Below are 17,484 nucleotides of genomic sequence, written 5' to 3'. Positions count from 1 at the left end.
CTCAGTCGCGCGATGGCACGTTCGGTCTCGGCCGCGACATCGACAAGTTCTCCATCCGAGCACTGCGTCAGATCGGCGGTCTGGAGTTCGGTGGTGATCCGGTGCAATTCCTGCACGAGTTCACAAGCGCGCGAAACCGGGGCGTCGGACTGCGAGATCTCGGTCATGACGGTCACCCCCCCGGAGACAGTTTTCGAATGCATGTTCGACTGTACTCCGAAACTAGCTGCTTCGCAACGATTGCCGAGATCATCGCGATCGTCGAAGTTGTCGGTGGTCTCTGGTATTGGGCGTTGGTGGGTGTCCCTTCGATACGCTCGCAAGCTCGCTACTCAGGGAGGCAGAACGACCACCCGGCACGCTCGCTACTCAGGAAGCAGAACGACCACCCGGCAAGCTCGCTACTCAGGAAGCAGAAGGACCGCTCCCTACCTAGCGAGCTAGGGAACTAGATAGCCAGCTAGATAGCTAGCAGAACGGTCAGCGACCCATGATCAACAGCGCGATCGATGAGGTGACCCCGGCTAGAAAGCCGATGAGAAGACCCCACACGATCCAGCGCCAGACGTAGCGGTAGCGGAACTCCCAGAGGGTCCAGCCGAGGCCGCCGGCGACGATGAGCACCGCTGCGATGCCGAGGAACTTCAGGATGCCGCCGATGAGTTCGTAGATCCCGACGAGCACGAAGGCGCCGAAGAGCGCACACACCGCAGACACGATGATCCCGAGCGCCCAGGGCGTGGGCTCCGCGGTCCGATCGAACGGTTCGGGGGTGTTCACTCCCCCATCGTGCCCGATCGGACGCGTTCGTAAAACGCAACGGCGGCGGCTGTCGCGACGTTGAGCGAATCGGTTCCGCGACTCATCGGGATGCGGGCCTTCACGTCTGTCGCCGCCATCGCCGACGCGGTGAGACCCGGACCCTCGGCGCCTACGAGGAAGGCGACCTTCTCGGCGTCGACCGCCTCGGCGAGCGTCACGGCGTCAGGGTCGGGGGTCATCGAGACGAGACGGAAGTCGCGCGAGCGCAGTTCGTCGAGTCCGCGCGGCCACTCGTCGAACTTCGCGAAGGGCACCAGCAGGGCGTGACCCATCGAGACCCGCACGCAGCGCCGGTACAGCGGGTCGGCGCAGCCCTGACCGAACAGGACGGCGTCGACTCCGAGGCCGGCGGCATTGCGGAAGATCGAGCCGATGTTCTCGTGGTCGTTGACGCCTTCGAGGATCGCGACGGTGCGCGCGGTCTCCAGGATCTCGGGCACCGACAACACCTCGGGGCGTCGCGCGACGGCGAGGACTCCGCGGTTGAGATGGAACCCGACGATCTCGGCCATCACCTCGGCCGAGGCGCGGAAGAACGGGACACCCGACAGCGACGGGTCGCGCAGATCGTCGTCGAGTTCCTTGAGGCGCTTGTCGACGCCGAGGAAGGCGTGGGCCGAGAATCGCGAGGCGATCATGCGCTGCGCGACGAGCACGCCCTCCGCGATCACCAGGCCACGTCCTGGCCGGCCGCCGGGCAGCACCGGGAGGTCGGGCCGGCGGTCCACCGAGTTGAGGTCACGGAAGTCCTCGACCCTGGGATCCTGCGGGTCGTCGATGTCGATCACTTCCACTGCGAGCCCGGGCACCGCAACAGTGTGCCACCCGGCACCGCCGTGACCTCGATACGGTCCTCGGCTGACGCCACGGACCTACTCGGCCGGCAGGTTGACACCGGAGTACAAGACCCGATGAGTGCCCGAGACGCGGCGATGTGAAAACGTTGAGGACGTGACCAACAGCGGCTCGACACCTCAGTCACGTCTGTCCCTCCAGCGCGCCACCGACGCCGACTGGGACGACATCATCACCACGGATGCCCGCGCATTCGCGATGCGCAATCCGCTGCCCGACGACGAGCGCGCCGACCTTCGCGGCAAGGTCGCCGACGACGACATCGTCCTGGTGCGCGACACCGGTCTGCCGTCGAAGCCCCTTGTCGGGGTGTCGATGTTCTACCGGATGTCGATGTCGCTGCCCGGCGCGGGTGTCGCCGACGCCGTCGGCCTGTCATGGGTCTCGGTGGCCTCGACGCATCGTCGTCGCGGAATCCTGCGCACGATGCTGACGGAGCTCTTCGAGCAGTGGGAGGCCGAAAACTACACGTTCGCGATCCTCACCGCGAGCGAGGGAACCATCTACGAGCGCTTCGGATTCGGTCCGGCCTGCTTCTCCAACACCGTGTCGATCACACCCGGCCAGGCCCCTCTCCGCGGGGACCAGCCGAAGGATGCGACCGTGCGGTTCGCGGACCCCGCCGAGATCGCCGCGGCCGTCCCCGATCTCCACGCACGCTGGACCCTCACCACCCCCGGTGCACTCACCCGCACCCCCGCCTGGTGGGCGCCCATCCTCGCCGACCGTCCGTCGGAACGCCCACTGCCCGCGAGCGGACTGCACTACCTGCTGCACGACGACGGATACGCCAGCTACCGCATCTACAAGAACGAGAACGGCGGCGTCCGCGGCGAGGTCAACGAGGTCTTCGCCGTCACCGACGACGCCCACACCGACCTGTGGCGGGTGCTGACCAGCCTCGACCTGATCCCGTCGCTCACCGCGACCATCCCGGTCGACGATCCGTTGCGGCACAAGCTCATCAACGCCCGAGCGGTGTCGATCACCGGCCTGCGTGACGAGATGTGGCTGCGCATCCTCGACATCCCGGCGGCACTCGGCTCGCGGAAGTACGCCGCCGACCTCGACGTCGTCATCGAGGTCACCGACAAGTTCCGCGGTCGCGGAGGGGTGTTCACGGTGTCAGCGCGCGGTGGCGACGCGATCGTCGCCCCGGCACCCGATACCGCGATACCCACGGTGTCGATGGACACCTCGGTGCTGTCGAGCATCTACCTCGGCGGTACCCGCCCGTCGGCATTTGCGGCGGCCGGCCGGCTCCGCGTTGACTCCCCGACAACGCTTCGAGCTCTGGACCAGGCCTTCACCACCGATCGAGCACCGTTCTCCGGAACCTTCTTCTAGCCCTTCGCAGGCGCCGGGATTCCTCGAGGAGCGATCACACCGCTCGAGGTCGAGGTATCTCGGTGTCGGGCTTGGTGAGGATCTTGTTGAAGATCCTCACGCCCTCCCGGAGGGCGTCCCGTTCGCCGGGCGTGAGTTCGCGCAGACGGTCGCTCAGCCAAGCCTCACGTGCCGCCAGCTCTTCCTTGATGACCTCGACGCCGGACGGCGACAGCGTCACGATCGCCTGTCGGCCGTCGGTCGGGTGCGGTTCACGTTTGATCATCCCGAGGTCGGACAGCGACGCGATGACCCTCGTCATGGACGGCGGGCGAACCCGCTCGGCCGCGGCGAGGGCGCCGGGTGTCATCGGGCCTTCGTGATGCAGCGTGTACAGCGCCGAGAGCTGCGTCAGCGAGACCAACTTGTTCTCGCGACGCCCTCTCAGACGGCGCGCGAGTCGTACCACGGCGAGGGACAAGTCCCCGGAGAGACTTCCGTCGTCACCATACGGCGAATGCATTGCCCCAGCGTAAGGCATGTAAATCGCCGTCGAACCTTAAGCAATGCAAATTGACCCGGCTGGATGACAAACCGGTCGCAATTTTTGACTACACGCGTTAGCCGATCAGGTCGGAGATCGGTCCCCGCGCGAAGTAGGCGGCGAAGACGGCGGCCACCAGCCACAGGAGGGGGTGGACGGTGCGTGCCTTGCCGCTCGCGGTCGCCATGACGACCCAGCTGATGAAGCCCACGCCGATGCCGTTGGCGATCGAGTAGGTGAACGGCATCGTCACGAGCGTGAGGAAAGCAGGCAGTGCGTAGTCCATGCGGGAGAAGTCGACGTCGCGCAGCTGGCCGATCATCATCGCACCGACCACGACGAGTGCGGGCGCGACCGCCTCGAGCGGGATCACCTCGTACAGCGGGGTCAGGAACATCGCGGCGAGGAACAGGACACCGGTGACGATGTTGGCGAGACCGGTGCGCGCGCCCTCGGCGATACCGGAGGCCGATTCGACGAAGACCGTGTTCGACGACGAGGAGGCGACGCCGCCGGCGATGGCACCACTGCCCTCGACGACCAGCGCACGGCCGATGCCCGGCAGGTTGCCCTTCTCGTCGGTCAGGCCGGCTTCCTTGCCGAGGCCGGTCATCGTGCCCATGGCGTCGAAGAAGTTGGAGAGCACGAGCGCGAAGACGAACACCGAAGCGGCGAGCACACCGATGCGGGTGAACGCACCGAAGAGATCGACGTCGCCGACGAGGCTCAGGTCGGGCAGTCCGCCGAGTGCCTTGGGAATGTCAGGGACGGACAGGCCCCAGCCCGACGGGTTGTCCATGCTCGAGCCGTAGTCGAAGATCTGCTCCAGCACGATCGACAAGATGGCGGTGATCACGATGCCGATCAGCAGGCCGCCGGGCACCCTGCGTACGACGAGCACGCCCATGATCAGCACGCCGAGCGCGAAGATCAGGGTCGGGACGGTCGCGATCGAGTTGTCGACGCCGAGCTGCACCGGCACGGTGGTGCCCGCGGCGTCGGGGATGCGCTTCACGAACCCCGCGTCGACGAAGCCCACGAAGGCGATGAAGGCGCCGATGCCCGCGGCTATCGCCGCCTTGAGTTCTGGTGGCACCGCGTTGAACACCGCCGTACGGAAACCGGTGACGGCGAGCAGCACGATGATGATGCCGTCGACGACGACGAGGCCCATCGCCTCCGGCCAGGTGACCTCGGGGGCGATCGTCGCCGCGAGGAGGCTGTTGATGCCGAGGCCCGCGGCGATGGCGAACGGATAGTTGGCGACCAGACCGAACAGGATCGACATGACGCCCGCGACGAGGGCGGTCACCGCCGCGACCTGTGCCAGCGGGAGCACGTTGCCCAGGACGTCGGCGTTCTTGTCGCCGCCGGGGATGCCGCCGATGATGATCGGGTTCAGCACCACGATGTAGGCCATCGTGAAGAAGCTGACGAGACCGCCGCGGAGCTCGCGGTTGACCGTCGAGCCGCGCTCGGAGATCTTGAAGAACCGATCGATCGCGCCGTTCGGCGTCGCCGTCCTCGCTCCCCGGGTGGTCGAGGGGCCGGTGTCCTCAGGTGGCGCTTCGGCAGCACCCGTGTCGGCCGCGTCGGTCGTCGTCTCCGACGAGTTGTCAGCGGGGTCGTCGGCGGGTGTCAGATCGCGGGACTCACTCGGGACATCTTTTGGCACCTGTCGAAAGCTACTCTTTGTCTCATGCCGGATACAGTCGACGTCCCCGAACTACCCCGCGCGCTGCGTGCGCCCGAGCCGGTGATCGTGGTCGGGATGGTCGCCTGGCTGGTCGCGACGGTGGTCGTCGCGATCACCGATCTCGGCGGCGGCAACGCTCTGACGATCTGTCTGGTCGGGCTGGGCGTGGGACTGCTCGGCACCACGATCGTGCTGGTCCAGCGGGCGGGAGTCCGACGCGGGGCCCGCGGCGCGCAGGAGGGCCTGGACTAGAACGGGCCGTCGAACACGTCACTCCGCCGAGAAGAGAATCCACCCGACGTGTTCGCGTCCCCACGAGGCAACCTCGTCGCGGGTCGCGAAAGGACGTGTCTCGAGGGTGGTCAGCAGGAGCGAATGTGTGATGCGAACCATGACTTCGGCGACCCGCCGCGCCTCGTCGTCACCCATCGGGGCGTCCCCGGTCATCAGACCAGCCACCCGGGCAGCCAGATAGTCGACAGCACGATCGAAGACCGGCGCCGACGACACCGTCAGCACCCGCAGCGTCGTCGCCGGGTCGGCGGCGTACTCGCGAGCCAGTAGCGGGTGGTCGTAGAACGACCAGAAGATCGCCGCGAACCCCTCGATCAGTCGCTCCTGCGGGTCGCCTGTTCCCGCGAGCTCTCGGTCGACGTGTGCGAACAATTCGTCGGCCTCCCGCGAGAGCAGGTCGGAGAACAGGTCCTCCTTGTGCGGCCAGCGGCGGTAGACGGTCATGTGGGAAACGCCGGCCAGCGCGGCGATCGCCTCGATCGAGGTCCGCTTGAGCCCCTTCGCGAGCAACGACGACATCGCCGCATCGAGGATCTTCTGCCCCGTCCGCTCAGCCCGGGACGCGCTCGGCGTCTTCACACCGCCATCATTGCAATGTTAGTGTTCGGCCGAACCACTAACATTGGAGTTTCATGACCGTCACCGAGAACCCGGACGCGTCCATCGCCGACACTCCGACGCCGCCCGTTGTCGACCTCGCCGACCTGCCCCCGGCCGTCGAACAGTTCCGGTGGCATCTCGGGAGTGTCCTGTTCGGATTCTTCGGGGCCTCGTTCTTCGACCAGGTGGCGTTGGTCCCGGTGGCCGCGGCCGTCGACCGCACCGGCCGCTTCGCCGAGAACTTCGTCGACCGTGGACTCCGCAGCTTCAACGCCGAGCAGCTCGTGCTGTGGGGCGAAGAGCGGACCCGGCACGCGTTCGCCGATCGGTTGAAGTTCCTGCACCGTGAGGTCCGCGGCACCGGACGCGACGACTTCGCCGAGACCCGGTACAGCGCACTCGATCCCACGCTGTGGAACTGGATCGCGATGAGCGCCATCATGGGCTACCTCAACACGTTCACCGCGTGCACGGGCATCGAGCTCTCGCCGGAGGAGGAAGAACTCGCGTACGCGGTCGCGCTCGAACGGCTGGGCATCCTGTCGCTGCCTGGGAAGTCGGCCCAGCTCCCACCCACACTGGCCGATGCGCGCCGCTGGTATGACGGCGTCGTCGCCGAACGACTGCAACCCAATCCGTTCCTCGACGCCGTCACCGACCAGCTGACCCGTCTCCCCCTCCCGACGATCGGCCTGCCGCGACTCCTGCGTATCGCGCTCACGCCGCCCTGGCTCGTCATCCGCCCGCTGGCCGGCCACGTCGTCAAGGTCTGCTCGTTCAGCGTCATGCACCCCGGCGTCCGGGAGCTGACGTCGGTTCGCCTGGGCCGCCGCGAGCAGTGGGAGTTCCGGGTCTACAAGCGACTGTTACGCACCGCGTGGCGCCGGCTCCCCCGACGAATCGTGCTCACGCCCATGGCATATCACGAGTACCGACGCGAGCAGCTGGCACGGACATACCACTCGATCCAGCTGGAATCGTTCGCCCCGAAGTGCCCGGTGTGATGCCCGGCGGTTTCTCCTGTCGTCAATCGGACCGAGTCCGCGGATCAGCCAGCGCAACCGCACAACTCGCAACGCCAGGAGTACGGTATCGACGTCGGCGTTTGCGAGTCCCGCACGGCTGATGGGTGCGTTGATCTAGCGTCGATGTATGGGTGACGAACGCGTTTTCAGCATCAGCGGCAGCAAAGCCAAGCCAGCAGAGGCGGTCTCGTTGGCGGAGGTCGGGCTACGCGAACGCAGGGATCTGCAGGAATGGGTGATCGAGCACCCTGAGATCCTCGGAGCCGGCATCATGGTGGTGACCATGGAGTTCGATCGGTGGCAGTCGGGGGCTGGTCAACGGCACGCGGACCGCCTCGATGTCCTTGGCCTCGATCGCGATGGGCAACTTGTCCTCGCCGAGCTGAAACGGGACCGAGCACCGGATGTCGTACAACTCCAGGCAATCAAGTACGCAGCCATGGTTTCGCGTTTCACACCGACCGACCTCGCGACGTACCACCAGCGATACCTACTAAGCCGCGGCCAAGAAGTCACCGAGGATGAAGCCCGAAGCCGACTCGATGACCATGCTGGCGTCCTCGACCTGGAAGTTCTCCGTCGACCCCGCATCGTCCTTGTTGCAGGAGAGTTCGACCCGACGACCACCGCCAGCGTTGTGTGGCTCAATGAGATGGGGCTCTCGATCACGCTGCAGCAAGTGCAGGCTTATCGCACAGGCGATGAGGGCCTCGTGATGACAGTGTCCCAGCTCTACCCCGTTCCTGATGTCGAGGACTTCACGATCTCGCCGATCCAGGCGCAGGCGCGTTCACTCACACAGCGACAGCAGCGTGGCGCAAGGGAGCAGTCGACGGTCGTTCGGCTGGTTCAGACTGGGACGCTTCCCGACGGCACAGTGCTGTACCTGCGTCCTACGAGCGAGGTCAAAGCCGAGGTGCGCGAACAGATCGAAGAGTGGCTGGATGAAGACGAGCGTCGCGGACGAGCAACTTGGTTCAATAATCAAGCCCATCCGTTGCGCTGGGAGTTCGACCAGCAGCGGTACCGTCCCACGGCTATCGTGTCACGAATACTCAGCGAGGCGGCAGGGATCGACCGGTCCGTGCGCGGACCGCAGTGGTGGACTACCGCCGACGGCGCGGACCTAACGCAGTTGGCCGGCAGCACAGTCGACGCATTCGATTGGGACATCCTTCACGAAGCACTAGCTGTCATTCCCCGCGGGCACTGGACGAATTATGGCGCTCTTGCCGAAATAGTCGGCACCGCCCCGCAACCGGTAGGCAACCACGTCACCCACTGTGACAGCTGCCCGAACGCGCACCGCGTTCTTGGTCGAGGAGGCAAACCATCACAGGGCTTCCGGTGGAGTGATCCCCTGCGCTCCGACACGCAGCAGGAAGCACTGCAAGCAGAGGGACTCGACTTCATCGGAAACCGCGCGGATCCCGATCGCTACCTCGACTCTCAGGCGATCTCACGTGCACTCGAAAACTCGGCTCGCTGATCGCCTCAACCGCCGACGATCTCGTTCAACCGCTTTCCGATGATCCCCACCGCGAAGCCCAACCGCTCGAAGTCCTTGTTGGTGGTCTGACCGTGGTAGAAGCGGTAGTAGATCTGCTGGGCGATGACCACGGCCCGGAAGAGTCCGAAGGCCTCGTACCAGCGCCACTTCTCGGGTGACATCTCGAAACCCATTTTCTCGCAGTACCGTTCGACGAACTCGGCACGGGTGATCATCCCCGGCATGTTCGTCGGGACGCGGCGCATGAGTTGCAGTTCGTCGGTGTCGTCGGCCTGGATCCAGTACGCCATCGAGCCGGCGAGGTCCATCAAGGGATCACCGAGAGTGGCCATCTCCCAGTCGAGGATGCCGATGACCTTGGTCGGGTCATCCTTGTCCAGCACCACGTTGTCGAGCTTGAAATCGTTGTGGATGATGCAGTTCGCGACGTCGTCGGGTTGGTTCTCGGCCAGCCAGGCCATCGCCTCCTCGAAGTCGGGGACGTCGTCGGTGTGCGCGTTGCGGAATCGGGTGGTCCAGCCGTCGACCTGCCTGCGCACGTAACCGAGTCCCTTGCCGAGGTCGCCGAGCCCGGTCTTCGACGGGTCGACCGAATGCACCTCTACCAGGGTGTCGATGAAGTTCAAGCAGAGCTTCCGCGCCTGGCCGGCGTCGAGCGGAACGTCGGCCGGCCACTCCTTGCGCGGGATGACGCCGTCGATGCGGCCCATCACGTAGAAGTCGGCACCGAGGACCGAGTCGTCGTCGCAGGAGGCGATCATCGGTGCGATGTAGCGGATCACCCCGGCGAGCTCGGACTGGATGCGGTACTCGCGGCGCATGTCATGCGCCCCGCGGGCCTTGGTGCCGCGCGGTGCCCGACGCAGGATCAGATCCCGCGTCGGATACCGCAGCAGGAAGGTGAGATTGGAAGCGCCACCGGCGAATTGCCGGACCTCGGGCACCGCGTCGAGTCCCTCGACACCCGGCGCCGCGGTCCGCAGCCACGACGCCACCGCCTCGACGTCGAACGCGTCTTCTTCCCGGACCTCGCGCGCCTCGGTCACCTGGTCAGCCATTGGAGGAGTTCACCCTTCTTGTTCGTGGATGTTGGGACACAACCGCGGTCAGCGGTACTTGCCGAGTTCCAGACGCGCAACAACGTTGCGGTGCACCTCATCCGGGCCGTCGGCCAGCCGGAGCGAGCGAGCCCCGACCCACGCTTGCGCGAGCGGGAAGTCGTCGGTCATACCGGCGCCGCCGTGCAGCTGGATGGCCATGTCGATGACCGAGAGGGCCATGTTGGGCACCTCGACCTTGATCTCGCTGACCGCCGACAACGCCTCCCGCGACATGCCCTGGTCGAGCAGCCAGGCGGCGTGGTGGACCAGCAGTCGTGAGCGGTTGATCGCGATGCGGGCGTCGGCGATGCGTTCGCTGTTGCCACCGAGCCGGGCCAGTTGTTTGCCGAACGCCTCACGCGAGAGTGCCCGCTTCACACCGAGTTCCAGCGCACGCTCGGCCAGGCCGATCGCCCGCATGCAGTGATGGACGCGTCCCGGCCCGAGTCGGCCCTGGGCGATCTCGAAGGCGCGGCCGGGACCGAGGAGGATGTTGGACGCCGGGACCCGCACGTCGGTGAACGACACCTCGCCGTGGCCGAACGGTTCGTCGAAATAGCCCATGGTGGTGAGCATCCGGTCGACCTTGACGCCGGGGGTGTCGATCGGGATGAGCACCATGGTGTGCCGCGACTTGCGGTCGGCCTCGGCGTCGGTGACGCCCATGAAGATCAGGACCTTGCAGTCGGGATGCCCGACGCCGGTGGAGAACCATTTGGTGCCGTTGATGACGACGTCGTCGCCGTCGAGGACGGCGGTCGCCGCCATGTTGGTGGCGTCCGACGACGCGACGGCCGGTTCGGTCATGCAGAAGGCGCTGCGGATGTCGGCGCGCAGCAACGGTTCCAGCCAGCGCTCGCGCTGCTCCTCGGAGCCGTAGCGCAGCAGGACCTCCATGTTGCCGGTGTCGGGGGCGTTGCAGTTGAAGATGACCGGCGACAGCGCCGACGATCCCATCGCCTCGGCGATCGGGGCGTAGTCGACGTTCGACAGGCCTTCTCCGCCGTCGGTGCCGAAGTCCGCGGCATAGCGGCCGGCATGCGCGGCCGGCAGGAAGAGGTTCCACAGGCCCTCGGACCGGGCCTTCGCCTGCAGTTCGGCGATGATCGGCGACGGCGTCCAGGGATTGCCGTCCCCGTCGCGTCGCTCCTTGATGTCCCGGTGGATCTCGGGTTCGACGGGTTCGATCTCGTTGGTGACGAACGCCCGCACGCGCTCGGTGAGCTCTGCGGACCGCGGTGACGGAGAGAAATCCATTCCCCGACCGTATCGTGGAGGCCTCTTCTCGGGGGCTAGTTCCAGTACAGCGTCGAGCCCTCCGGGCCGGCCGTGGTGCTCACCAGTTTCGCGAAGCAGTGGTCGGGGTCGAATCCCTGCGTTCGGCACCAATTGTTCGCCTCGACCGGACCCGGGAATGTCGCCGCCGCGACCGTCACCCACCAGTCCTGATAGGAGAACACCGGCCACTCGTCGCTCCACAGCAGGCGAACATCGTTGAAACGCAGCCGAAGTGCCAGGAACTCGTCGAGGATCGCCTGATCATCCCACGTACGGCCATCCGCAACGAGTCCCGGCCGCTTCGAACTCAACTGCGCAACCCACCGATTGTTCAAATTCGCCAGGATGAACGCGCGGTCCGCGTCAGCCTGGACCCGCAGCGCGTTCACGCTGGTCCCGATGATGTTCGTTCCCGCCGGGAACGCTGCCCCTGTGGCCACCGAAGACGCCGACATGCCGGAGGCCGGCACGCTCAGCGACGGCGCCGGGCTCGACGTAGGCCCCTTCTCGCATTCGACGAGATACTGTCCGCCACCGGCACCCAAGCCGCCGGAACCCGTGCCGTTGGACGATGTTTCACCGTTCAGAGTGTCTGGTAGACGGAAGAAACCACCCGGCGGATAGGTCAGTTCCAGGGTGAGCCCCGGACCGTCATCGGTCGGGATAGCAACCGGAGCACGCTGAAAGTCGAAGTTGCCCGACGCGACGAGACCGTTGCCGTCGAACACAGTGATCCGCGTCTGCGGCCCGTACAGGACATCGCCGCCCGGGCATTTCGCGGTGACCTTCATCGTGACGACGAGACCGCCCGCCGCGGTCCGGAACGTCTGCGGCTCGAAGACCGGCGGCGAACCGCACGGGGTCACGTATTCGGTTCCGCCATTGTCGGAGTCGCTGGATGCTCGGGTGGTACCGGGCACGATCGACCGTGGGCCGGTCGGGGCGAAGGCGGCGATGGTGGTGCTCGTCATTGTCACCAGACGATCGCCGGCGGCGAAGGTGAGCGGTGCCCGTGGCGTCGACTCCCCGGTGCTCGGCACGTTTCCGAGTGCGGGCGCCGGGATCGTCCACGCCGGCGTGCCACTTTCGAGGTCGAGCGCAACAACGCCGCCCTCGATGGTCGGTGCGATCACCCGTTCGCCATCGGTCACGGCATGGGAGGTCGTGCCGTAAGCAGTTCCCGCAGGCGACGTCCACCGAAGTCGGCCCGTCTGGGTGTCCATCGCGATGATCTTCCCGTTGTACGACACCACGACCTCGCGGTCATCTGCGACCTCGATGCGAGGGTACAAATACTGCTCGATCCCTTGCATCGACCAGAGCCGTGTTCCGTCGGCAAAGTCCGTGTACGCGTTGTCGATCAGGGCGCGGTCCCGCTGGCCCGTGGTCGCGACGCTCGGTACGGACGCTGTCACGCCGTCGACCTCTTCGGTGGTCCCATCCGGACGGAGATGGATCAACGGCCCGTTCTCGGGCATGCCGTTGATCATGCGGCCGGTTGCGATGAGCAGCGAACCGTCTGGCAACGTGTCCATGCCGGTGCGTCCTGGACTAGAGAGGAGCTCCCGTCCATCGTCCGCGGACACCACGGCGACCACACCGTCTGCGCTGGCGACGAAGTGCTCGGTGGCGATGAATTGCGAACTGTCGCCGCTTGGGAGAGCTTCCGGCAGTGCGACGACGCGTTCCCATTCGGTGCCGCTCGGAGTGATCTTGTGGAACGTCACCGAGCGTCCGACGCCGCCGCCGAAGTTGCGTACGAAGGCGGCCCTGCCGTTGTAGGCGATGCCGAATGCGGATGTCGGCGCCGCAGTGGCCCCGATCTGTTGTCCGGTCCGGGTGTCGATGAAGTACGCCGTCCCGCGACCGAGGCACGCGATGGTGTCGTTGACGATCGACGCCGCGCACGAGTTGACCGGTTCGTCGAAGATCCAGCGTTCGCCCGATTCGACGTTCACGCCCAGCACCCGACGCATCGGACCGTCCGCTGTGCTCGGACCATTGATCAGGGTCACGAACGTGTCGTCGTCGTGCACAGCGCCACCCGTCCGGTACTGGGATTCCTGCGACAACACCGAGACGAATGCGTCACCACCCACTGCCTGCGCGTCGATGGTCCACGCCGCGCCCGGTACCGACGGGAACGATCCGGTGAGCTGGCCGACGACCAGCTCGGCGTCATCGTTCGAGCCCTGCGTCGCCTTCCACCACACCACCCCGCCGACGACGAGCGCCAGCACGCAGACGAGTGCGACACCGGCGATCAGGTACGCCTTGATGTTCGAACGCGGCGGTTGCGGGGGTTGCCAGCCGGGCTGCGGGTAGCCCGGCGCGGGATATCCGGGCGGCGCGCCGGGCGGGCCCATCGGTGGTGCCATCCCGGTCCGAAACGCCGGTGGAACCGTCCCGGGATACGCGCTCGGCCCCGCGGGTGCGACCGTCGGCGGGGCGTCGTATGGCGCGCGACCGAACTGAGTCGCGGTGTACGGATCGGGCTGCGCCAGAATCGAACCGGAGGGAGTCGTCGCATTCGGGTCCTGCGGCGCACTCTTGTCGAGCGAAACCCCGGGAGGACGCTTGTTCAGCGACACCCCGGGCACGACTGTGGGACGAGCCGGCTGGATGGTCGTGGGTGACTCATCGGGCCGCGGGTCGTGATTTCCATCAGACGGTGGCCCCGGATGTGACATACCCCAGTCAAGCCCAGTTCGCGCTCGTCGGACTATCCCCCGCGCGGACGAATCCCCGGGTCAGCCCGCGTCGGCGGCTGGAACGTCTGCACGCCTCCGCGTTTCGTAGCGCACCAACACCCATGTGCAGAGCGCGACCCACAGCACACCGAATATCCAGCCGGACACCACATCCGTCGTCCAGTGCACCGCGAGCTGAATACGGGTGAGTCCCACCAGGATCGACATCAGCGGTGCGAGCAGCAGAATCCATCGGTGGTCGCGCACCCACGCGGAGCAGCGGTAGGCGACGACCGCGAACAGACCGAAGACGACCATCGTCATCATCGCGTGCCCCGACGGGTACGAGAACGAGTCGATGTTCAGCAGCCGGTCCTCGATGGGCGGGCGGTTACGCGCGAACCCGAACTTGAGGCTCTGCATCAGCACGTATCCCAGGATCGTGCCGAGGGCGACGTACACGGCGTCGACGCGGCGTCCGGCGTAGGCCAGGCCGACCACGGCCAGGACGGTCAGGGCGGTGATCACCAGGGTGTTGCCGAAGGTGGTGACCACCTGGGCGACCGTGATCCACGGCTCGGACCGATTCCGGACGACCCAGTCCCACACGTTCTCGTCGAGCGTCGTCGGCGAAATGAACATCCGTTGCCGGCCTTTCTCCACCGCGGTCGCGCCGTCCGCCGCCACCGGTCCCACTTGTCGGCCACCCTATCCGGGCGCTCACAGCCATTTGTCCGACCGACACCGGACCCGCGGTGACCTGCAACAATCCGATGCGCAAGCCGTCCTCAAGTCCGCTGCAAGAGGTCAGACCGACAGTGGTCGTCGACAGCCCAACCCCGACCTTGAAGATGAGGACCCACCCGATGACGACCCATCCCGCCGCCACCGCGTTCCCGATCCAGCTCCGCCTCCCCGGTCAGGCCGCCGCGCCCGAGGGCCCGCTCGACCCGTTCATGATGTACGTCCTCCATCACGCGTTCCGGCGCGACCTCGCCGACTTCGCCGCAGCCGTCCCGCGCACCAAGCTCGAGGACCCCGGTACCTGGCGCGCTCTGGCCGACCGGTGGACGATGTTCGCCACGGCCCTGCACCACCACCACAACGGGGAGGACCTGGAACTGTGGCCGCTGCTCGAAGAACGCTGCGACGAGACCGAGAAGCGAGTGCTCGAGGCGATGGACGCCGAGCATGATCTGATCGACCCGATTCTCGAGGAGTGCACCGCCGGCTTCACCGCGATGGCCGCCCACCCGAACGAGCAGACCCGCGCCGAACTGACCGACGCCCTCGTCCGGGCCCAGCCGATCCTCGGCGATCACCTCGCCCATGAGGAGACCGAGGCCGTCGCCATCGTGCAGCGTCGCATGACCATACACGACTGGGAGGACTTCGAGGCCAAGATGGCCAAGCAGTCAGGTCTCGGTGAAATGCTGAAGATGAGCCCGATGATGGTCAAGGGGCTCTCCGACGCCGAACGCGCAGTCGTCTTCGCCCGCCTGCCCGGAATTCTCAAGCTGCTCATCAAGCTCGGCGGACCGCGCTTCCGCCGGCTCGACGGCCGCGCGTTCTACTACCTGAACCGATGAACGCGTGCTTTCCGGGAGGTCCCAGCCGCCCGCAGGATCACCACCTCGTCTCAGGAGCGCAGGCCGGAAACCGCGCTTCTGAGCGGAGGTCGCGATTCTGCAGCGGGCCCGGGTTCCGCCGAGACGTCACTTCGCGAGCGCGCGCCCGATCACGAGACGCTGGATCTGGTTGGTCCCCTCGAAGATCTGCGTGATCTTGGCCTCGCGCATGTAGCGCTCGACCGGGAAGTCGCGGGTGTAGCCGTAGCCGCCGAAGACCTGCACCGCGTCGGTGGTGACCTTCATGGCCGCGTCGGTCGCGACGAGCTTCGCGGTCGCCGCGGCCCGCGAGTACTCCATGCCCGCATCACGACGACGCGCCGCGTCGAGGTAGGTGGCACGTGCCGAGTCGACGGCAGCAGCCATGTCGGCGAGCACGAACGACAGGCCCTGGTGGTCGATGATCTTGCGGCCGAACGCGGCTCGCTCCTGGGCGTAGTCGACGGCCGCGTCGAGAGCGGCCTGCGCCAGACCGGTCGCGACCGCGGCGATGCCGAGGCGTCCGGAATCCAGTGCGGAGAAAGCGATCTGCAGACCCTGACCCTCGGCGCCGAGGCGGCGACCCTCGTCGATGAAGGCGTTGTCGTACGACGCGCCGGTGGTCGGGACCGCATGCAGACCCATCTTGTCCTCGGGCTTGCCGAATGTCAGACCCTCGGTGTCGCGGGGCACGAACAGGCAGGAGATACCCTTCGAGCCCTCGCCGGTACGCGCGAAGACGTTGTAGACGTCGGCGATGCCGCCGTGGGTGATCCACGCCTTGGAGCCGGTCATGGTGTAACCGCCCTCGGTCGGCGTCGCACGGCACGCGAGCGCCGCGGCGTCGGACCCGGCCTGCGGTTCGCTCAGGCTGTACGCGCCGATCAGCTTGCCGTTCAACAGGTCCGGGAGCCAGCGCTGCTTCTGCTCCTCGGTACCGAAGTTGAACAGCGGGTGGCAGGCGAGGCCGTGAACGCTGACGGCCACCGCGACCGACGCCCACCGTGCGCCGAGCTCTTCGAGCACCTGCAGGTAGACCTCGTACGGCTGCCCGCCGCCGTCCCACTCGGTCGGGTACGGCAGGCCGAGGAGGCCGGCCTCGCCGAGTTCGGCGAACAGACCCTCCGGGTACTTCCGCTCCTTCTCGTACTCGCTGGCGATCGGCGCCATCCGCTTGTCGGCGATGTCGCGGACCAGCGCGATCAGGTCGCGAGCCTCGTCGTTGGGGAGCAAGCGGTCGACCGGCATCGGAACCTCCAGGTAGAAGAGCTCAGGTAACTGAACTAGTATTCAAGTCCTCTGCACAGTACTATTTCGGCAGCGGTCAGTACAGCTGACGTGATCGGTGAGGAGTCCTATGCCACGCGAGGGGTTCGCGACGCGGCGTCGTGCCGCCCTGTTCGACGCCCTGCTCGAACTGATCCTGCGCGACGGCTTCGCCCACCTGTCGATCGCCGATCTCGCCGCCGAGCTGCGTTGCTCAAAGTCGACGCTCTACACCCTGGCGGCAAGCAAGGAACAGCTGGTCACCGCCACGGTCACCCACTTCTTCCGCACCGCCACCGAGCAGGTCGAGGCGAGGGTCGCAGCGTCGGAGACCCCCCGTGACCGGGTCATCGCCTACCTGGTCGCCGTCGGCGAGGCGCTGTCACCGGCGTCGGAGGCGTTCATGCGCGACCTCGACGCCTTCACCCCCACCCGCTCGCTCTATGAACTCAACACCGCCGCGGCCGCCACCCGGGTTCAGAAGCTGATCGCCGACGGCGTCGCCGCCGGGGACTTCCGCAACGTCGACGCCGCCTTCGCCGCCGACCTCGCCGCATCGATGATGAGCCGCATCCAACGACGCGAGGTCTGGGCCGCCACCGGACTCGACGACGCCGCCGCATACCGCCAACTCGCGAGCATCCTCACCGCGGGAATCGACGCGGGGTAGGTTTCCCGCCACTGCGACCTACCAGCAGACGCGTCCTGATCTGTCCCGCCTGTCGTGACGGGCGCGCTCCCCATGGCCGCCGCCTGAGGTGACGGGCGCGCTCCCCAAGTCCGCCGCCTGAGGCGACAGGCGCTCCCTCATCGCCGCCGCCTGAGGTGACGCCCCCCAGGGCCGCTGCCTGAGCAGCCTATGAGGGTTTGT

Annotated in this window: 16 protein-coding genes and 1 pseudogene; 6 read left to right on the top strand and 11 right to left on the bottom strand. The window is 66.7% G+C overall.

Annotated elements, in window-relative coordinates; genetic code table 11:
- From OK17_RS12700 to OK17_RS12690, 3 genes and pseudogenes are all read right to left on the bottom strand, one after another.
- Positions 1-167, bottom strand: a pseudogene (locus OK17_RS12700) (HNH endonuclease); the annotation flags it as partial.
- 313 nt (positions 168-480) lie between these two features.
- The gene (locus OK17_RS12695) at positions 481-780 is read right to left on the bottom strand and encodes a DUF2537 domain-containing protein (RefSeq protein ID WP_232717276.1); all 300 of its coding nucleotides are present in this window, start codon (positions 778-780) and stop codon (positions 481-483) included.
- Positions 777-1,631 (bottom strand): TrmH family RNA methyltransferase, encoded by an 855-nt coding sequence (locus tag OK17_RS12690; RefSeq protein ID WP_232717275.1) that lies wholly within the window; start codon positions 1,629-1,631, stop codon positions 777-779. Before OK17_RS12690 ends, OK17_RS12695 begins: the two co-directional genes overlap by 4 nt.
- A gap of 142 nt (positions 1,632-1,773) precedes the next feature.
- On the opposite strand from OK17_RS12690, the gene OK17_RS12685 reads away from it, so the two are divergent.
- Positions 1,774-3,024, top strand: coding sequence for a GNAT family N-acetyltransferase (locus OK17_RS12685; protein ID WP_461417652.1), 1,251 nt, complete (start codon positions 1,774-1,776; stop codon positions 3,022-3,024).
- 34 nt (positions 3,025-3,058) lie between these two features.
- On the opposite strand, the gene OK17_RS12680 is transcribed toward OK17_RS12685, so the two are convergent.
- Both OK17_RS12680 and OK17_RS12675 read right to left on the bottom strand, forming a co-directional pair.
- Positions 3,059-3,526 carry a MarR family winged helix-turn-helix transcriptional regulator gene (locus OK17_RS12680; protein ID WP_006868354.1) on the bottom strand — a complete coding sequence of 156 codons (468 nt, stop codon included), beginning with the start codon at positions 3,524-3,526 and terminating at the stop codon, positions 3,059-3,061.
- A 97-nt stretch (positions 3,527-3,623) separates the two neighbouring features.
- Positions 3,624-5,222, bottom strand: coding sequence for an NCS2 family permease (locus tag OK17_RS12675; RefSeq protein WP_461417650.1), 1,599 nt, complete (start codon positions 5,220-5,222; stop codon positions 3,624-3,626).
- 24 nt (positions 5,223-5,246) lie between these two features.
- Here OK17_RS12675 and OK17_RS12670 point away from each other — a divergent pair, with 24 nt between their 5' ends.
- Positions 5,247-5,495 carry a DUF2530 domain-containing protein gene (locus OK17_RS12670; protein ID WP_006868352.1) on the top strand — a complete coding sequence of 83 codons (249 nt, stop codon included), beginning with the start codon at positions 5,247-5,249 and terminating at the stop codon, positions 5,493-5,495.
- 18 nt (positions 5,496-5,513) lie between these two features.
- Here OK17_RS12670 and OK17_RS12665 read toward each other — a convergent pair whose 3' ends face one another.
- Positions 5,514-6,116: a TetR/AcrR family transcriptional regulator gene (locus OK17_RS12665; protein ID WP_461417649.1), complete on the bottom strand. Its 603-nt coding sequence runs from the start codon at positions 6,114-6,116 to the stop codon at positions 5,514-5,516.
- Between the two features lie 53 nt (positions 6,117-6,169).
- On the opposite strand from OK17_RS12665, the gene OK17_RS12660 reads away from it, so the two are divergent.
- Entirely contained in the window at positions 6,170-7,141 is a 972-nt protein-coding gene (locus OK17_RS12660) for an oxygenase MpaB family protein (protein ID WP_461417648.1), read from the top strand.
- Between the two features lie 148 nt (positions 7,142-7,289).
- Positions 7,290-8,651 carry an MGMT family protein gene (locus OK17_RS12655; RefSeq protein WP_461417647.1) on the top strand — a complete coding sequence of 454 codons (1,362 nt, stop codon included), beginning with the start codon at positions 7,290-7,292 and terminating at the stop codon, positions 8,649-8,651.
- Between the two features lie 5 nt (positions 8,652-8,656).
- On the opposite strand, the gene OK17_RS12650 is transcribed toward OK17_RS12655, so the two are convergent.
- From OK17_RS12650 to OK17_RS12635, 4 genes are read right to left on the bottom strand one after another with little or no spacing between them, the layout of a single operon-like run.
- The gene (locus OK17_RS12650; RefSeq protein ID WP_461417646.1) at positions 8,657-9,730 is read right to left on the bottom strand and encodes a phosphotransferase family protein; all 1,074 of its coding nucleotides are present in this window, start codon (positions 9,728-9,730) and stop codon (positions 8,657-8,659) included.
- Between the two features lie 48 nt (positions 9,731-9,778).
- Positions 9,779-11,029 carry an acyl-CoA dehydrogenase family protein gene (locus tag OK17_RS12645; RefSeq protein ID WP_461417645.1) on the bottom strand — a complete coding sequence of 417 codons (1,251 nt, stop codon included), beginning with the start codon at positions 11,027-11,029 and terminating at the stop codon, positions 9,779-9,781.
- Positions 11,030-11,064: 35 nt separating this feature from the next.
- Positions 11,065-13,740 (bottom strand): outer membrane protein assembly factor BamB family protein, encoded by a 2,676-nt coding sequence (locus tag OK17_RS12640; protein ID WP_461417644.1) that lies wholly within the window; start codon positions 13,738-13,740, stop codon positions 11,065-11,067.
- 60 nt (positions 13,741-13,800) lie between these two features.
- The gene (locus OK17_RS12635) at positions 13,801-14,382 is read right to left on the bottom strand and encodes a phosphatase PAP2 family protein (RefSeq protein ID WP_232717295.1); all 582 of its coding nucleotides are present in this window, start codon (positions 14,380-14,382) and stop codon (positions 13,801-13,803) included.
- 224 nt (positions 14,383-14,606) lie between these two features.
- On the opposite strand from OK17_RS12635, the gene OK17_RS12630 reads away from it, so the two are divergent.
- Positions 14,607-15,329: a hemerythrin domain-containing protein gene (locus OK17_RS12630; protein ID WP_232717260.1), complete on the top strand. Its 723-nt coding sequence runs from the start codon at positions 14,607-14,609 to the stop codon at positions 15,327-15,329.
- 126 nt (positions 15,330-15,455) lie between these two features.
- On the opposite strand, the gene OK17_RS12625 is transcribed toward OK17_RS12630, so the two are convergent.
- Positions 15,456-16,595, bottom strand: coding sequence for an acyl-CoA dehydrogenase family protein (locus tag OK17_RS12625; protein ID WP_232717259.1), 1,140 nt, complete (start codon positions 16,593-16,595; stop codon positions 15,456-15,458).
- A gap of 109 nt (positions 16,596-16,704) precedes the next feature.
- Here OK17_RS12625 and OK17_RS12620 point away from each other — a divergent pair, with 109 nt between their 5' ends.
- On the top strand, positions 16,705-17,283 hold the full coding sequence (locus tag OK17_RS12620; protein WP_461417643.1) for a TetR/AcrR family transcriptional regulator: 579 nt from the start codon (positions 16,705-16,707) through the stop codon (positions 17,281-17,283).
- The last annotated feature ends 201 nt before the right edge of the window (positions 17,284-17,484 follow it).

It is taken from the genome of Gordonia sp. GN26, from assembly GCF_054823965.1.
This window is presented reverse-complemented; position numbering and strand designations above follow the sequence as displayed.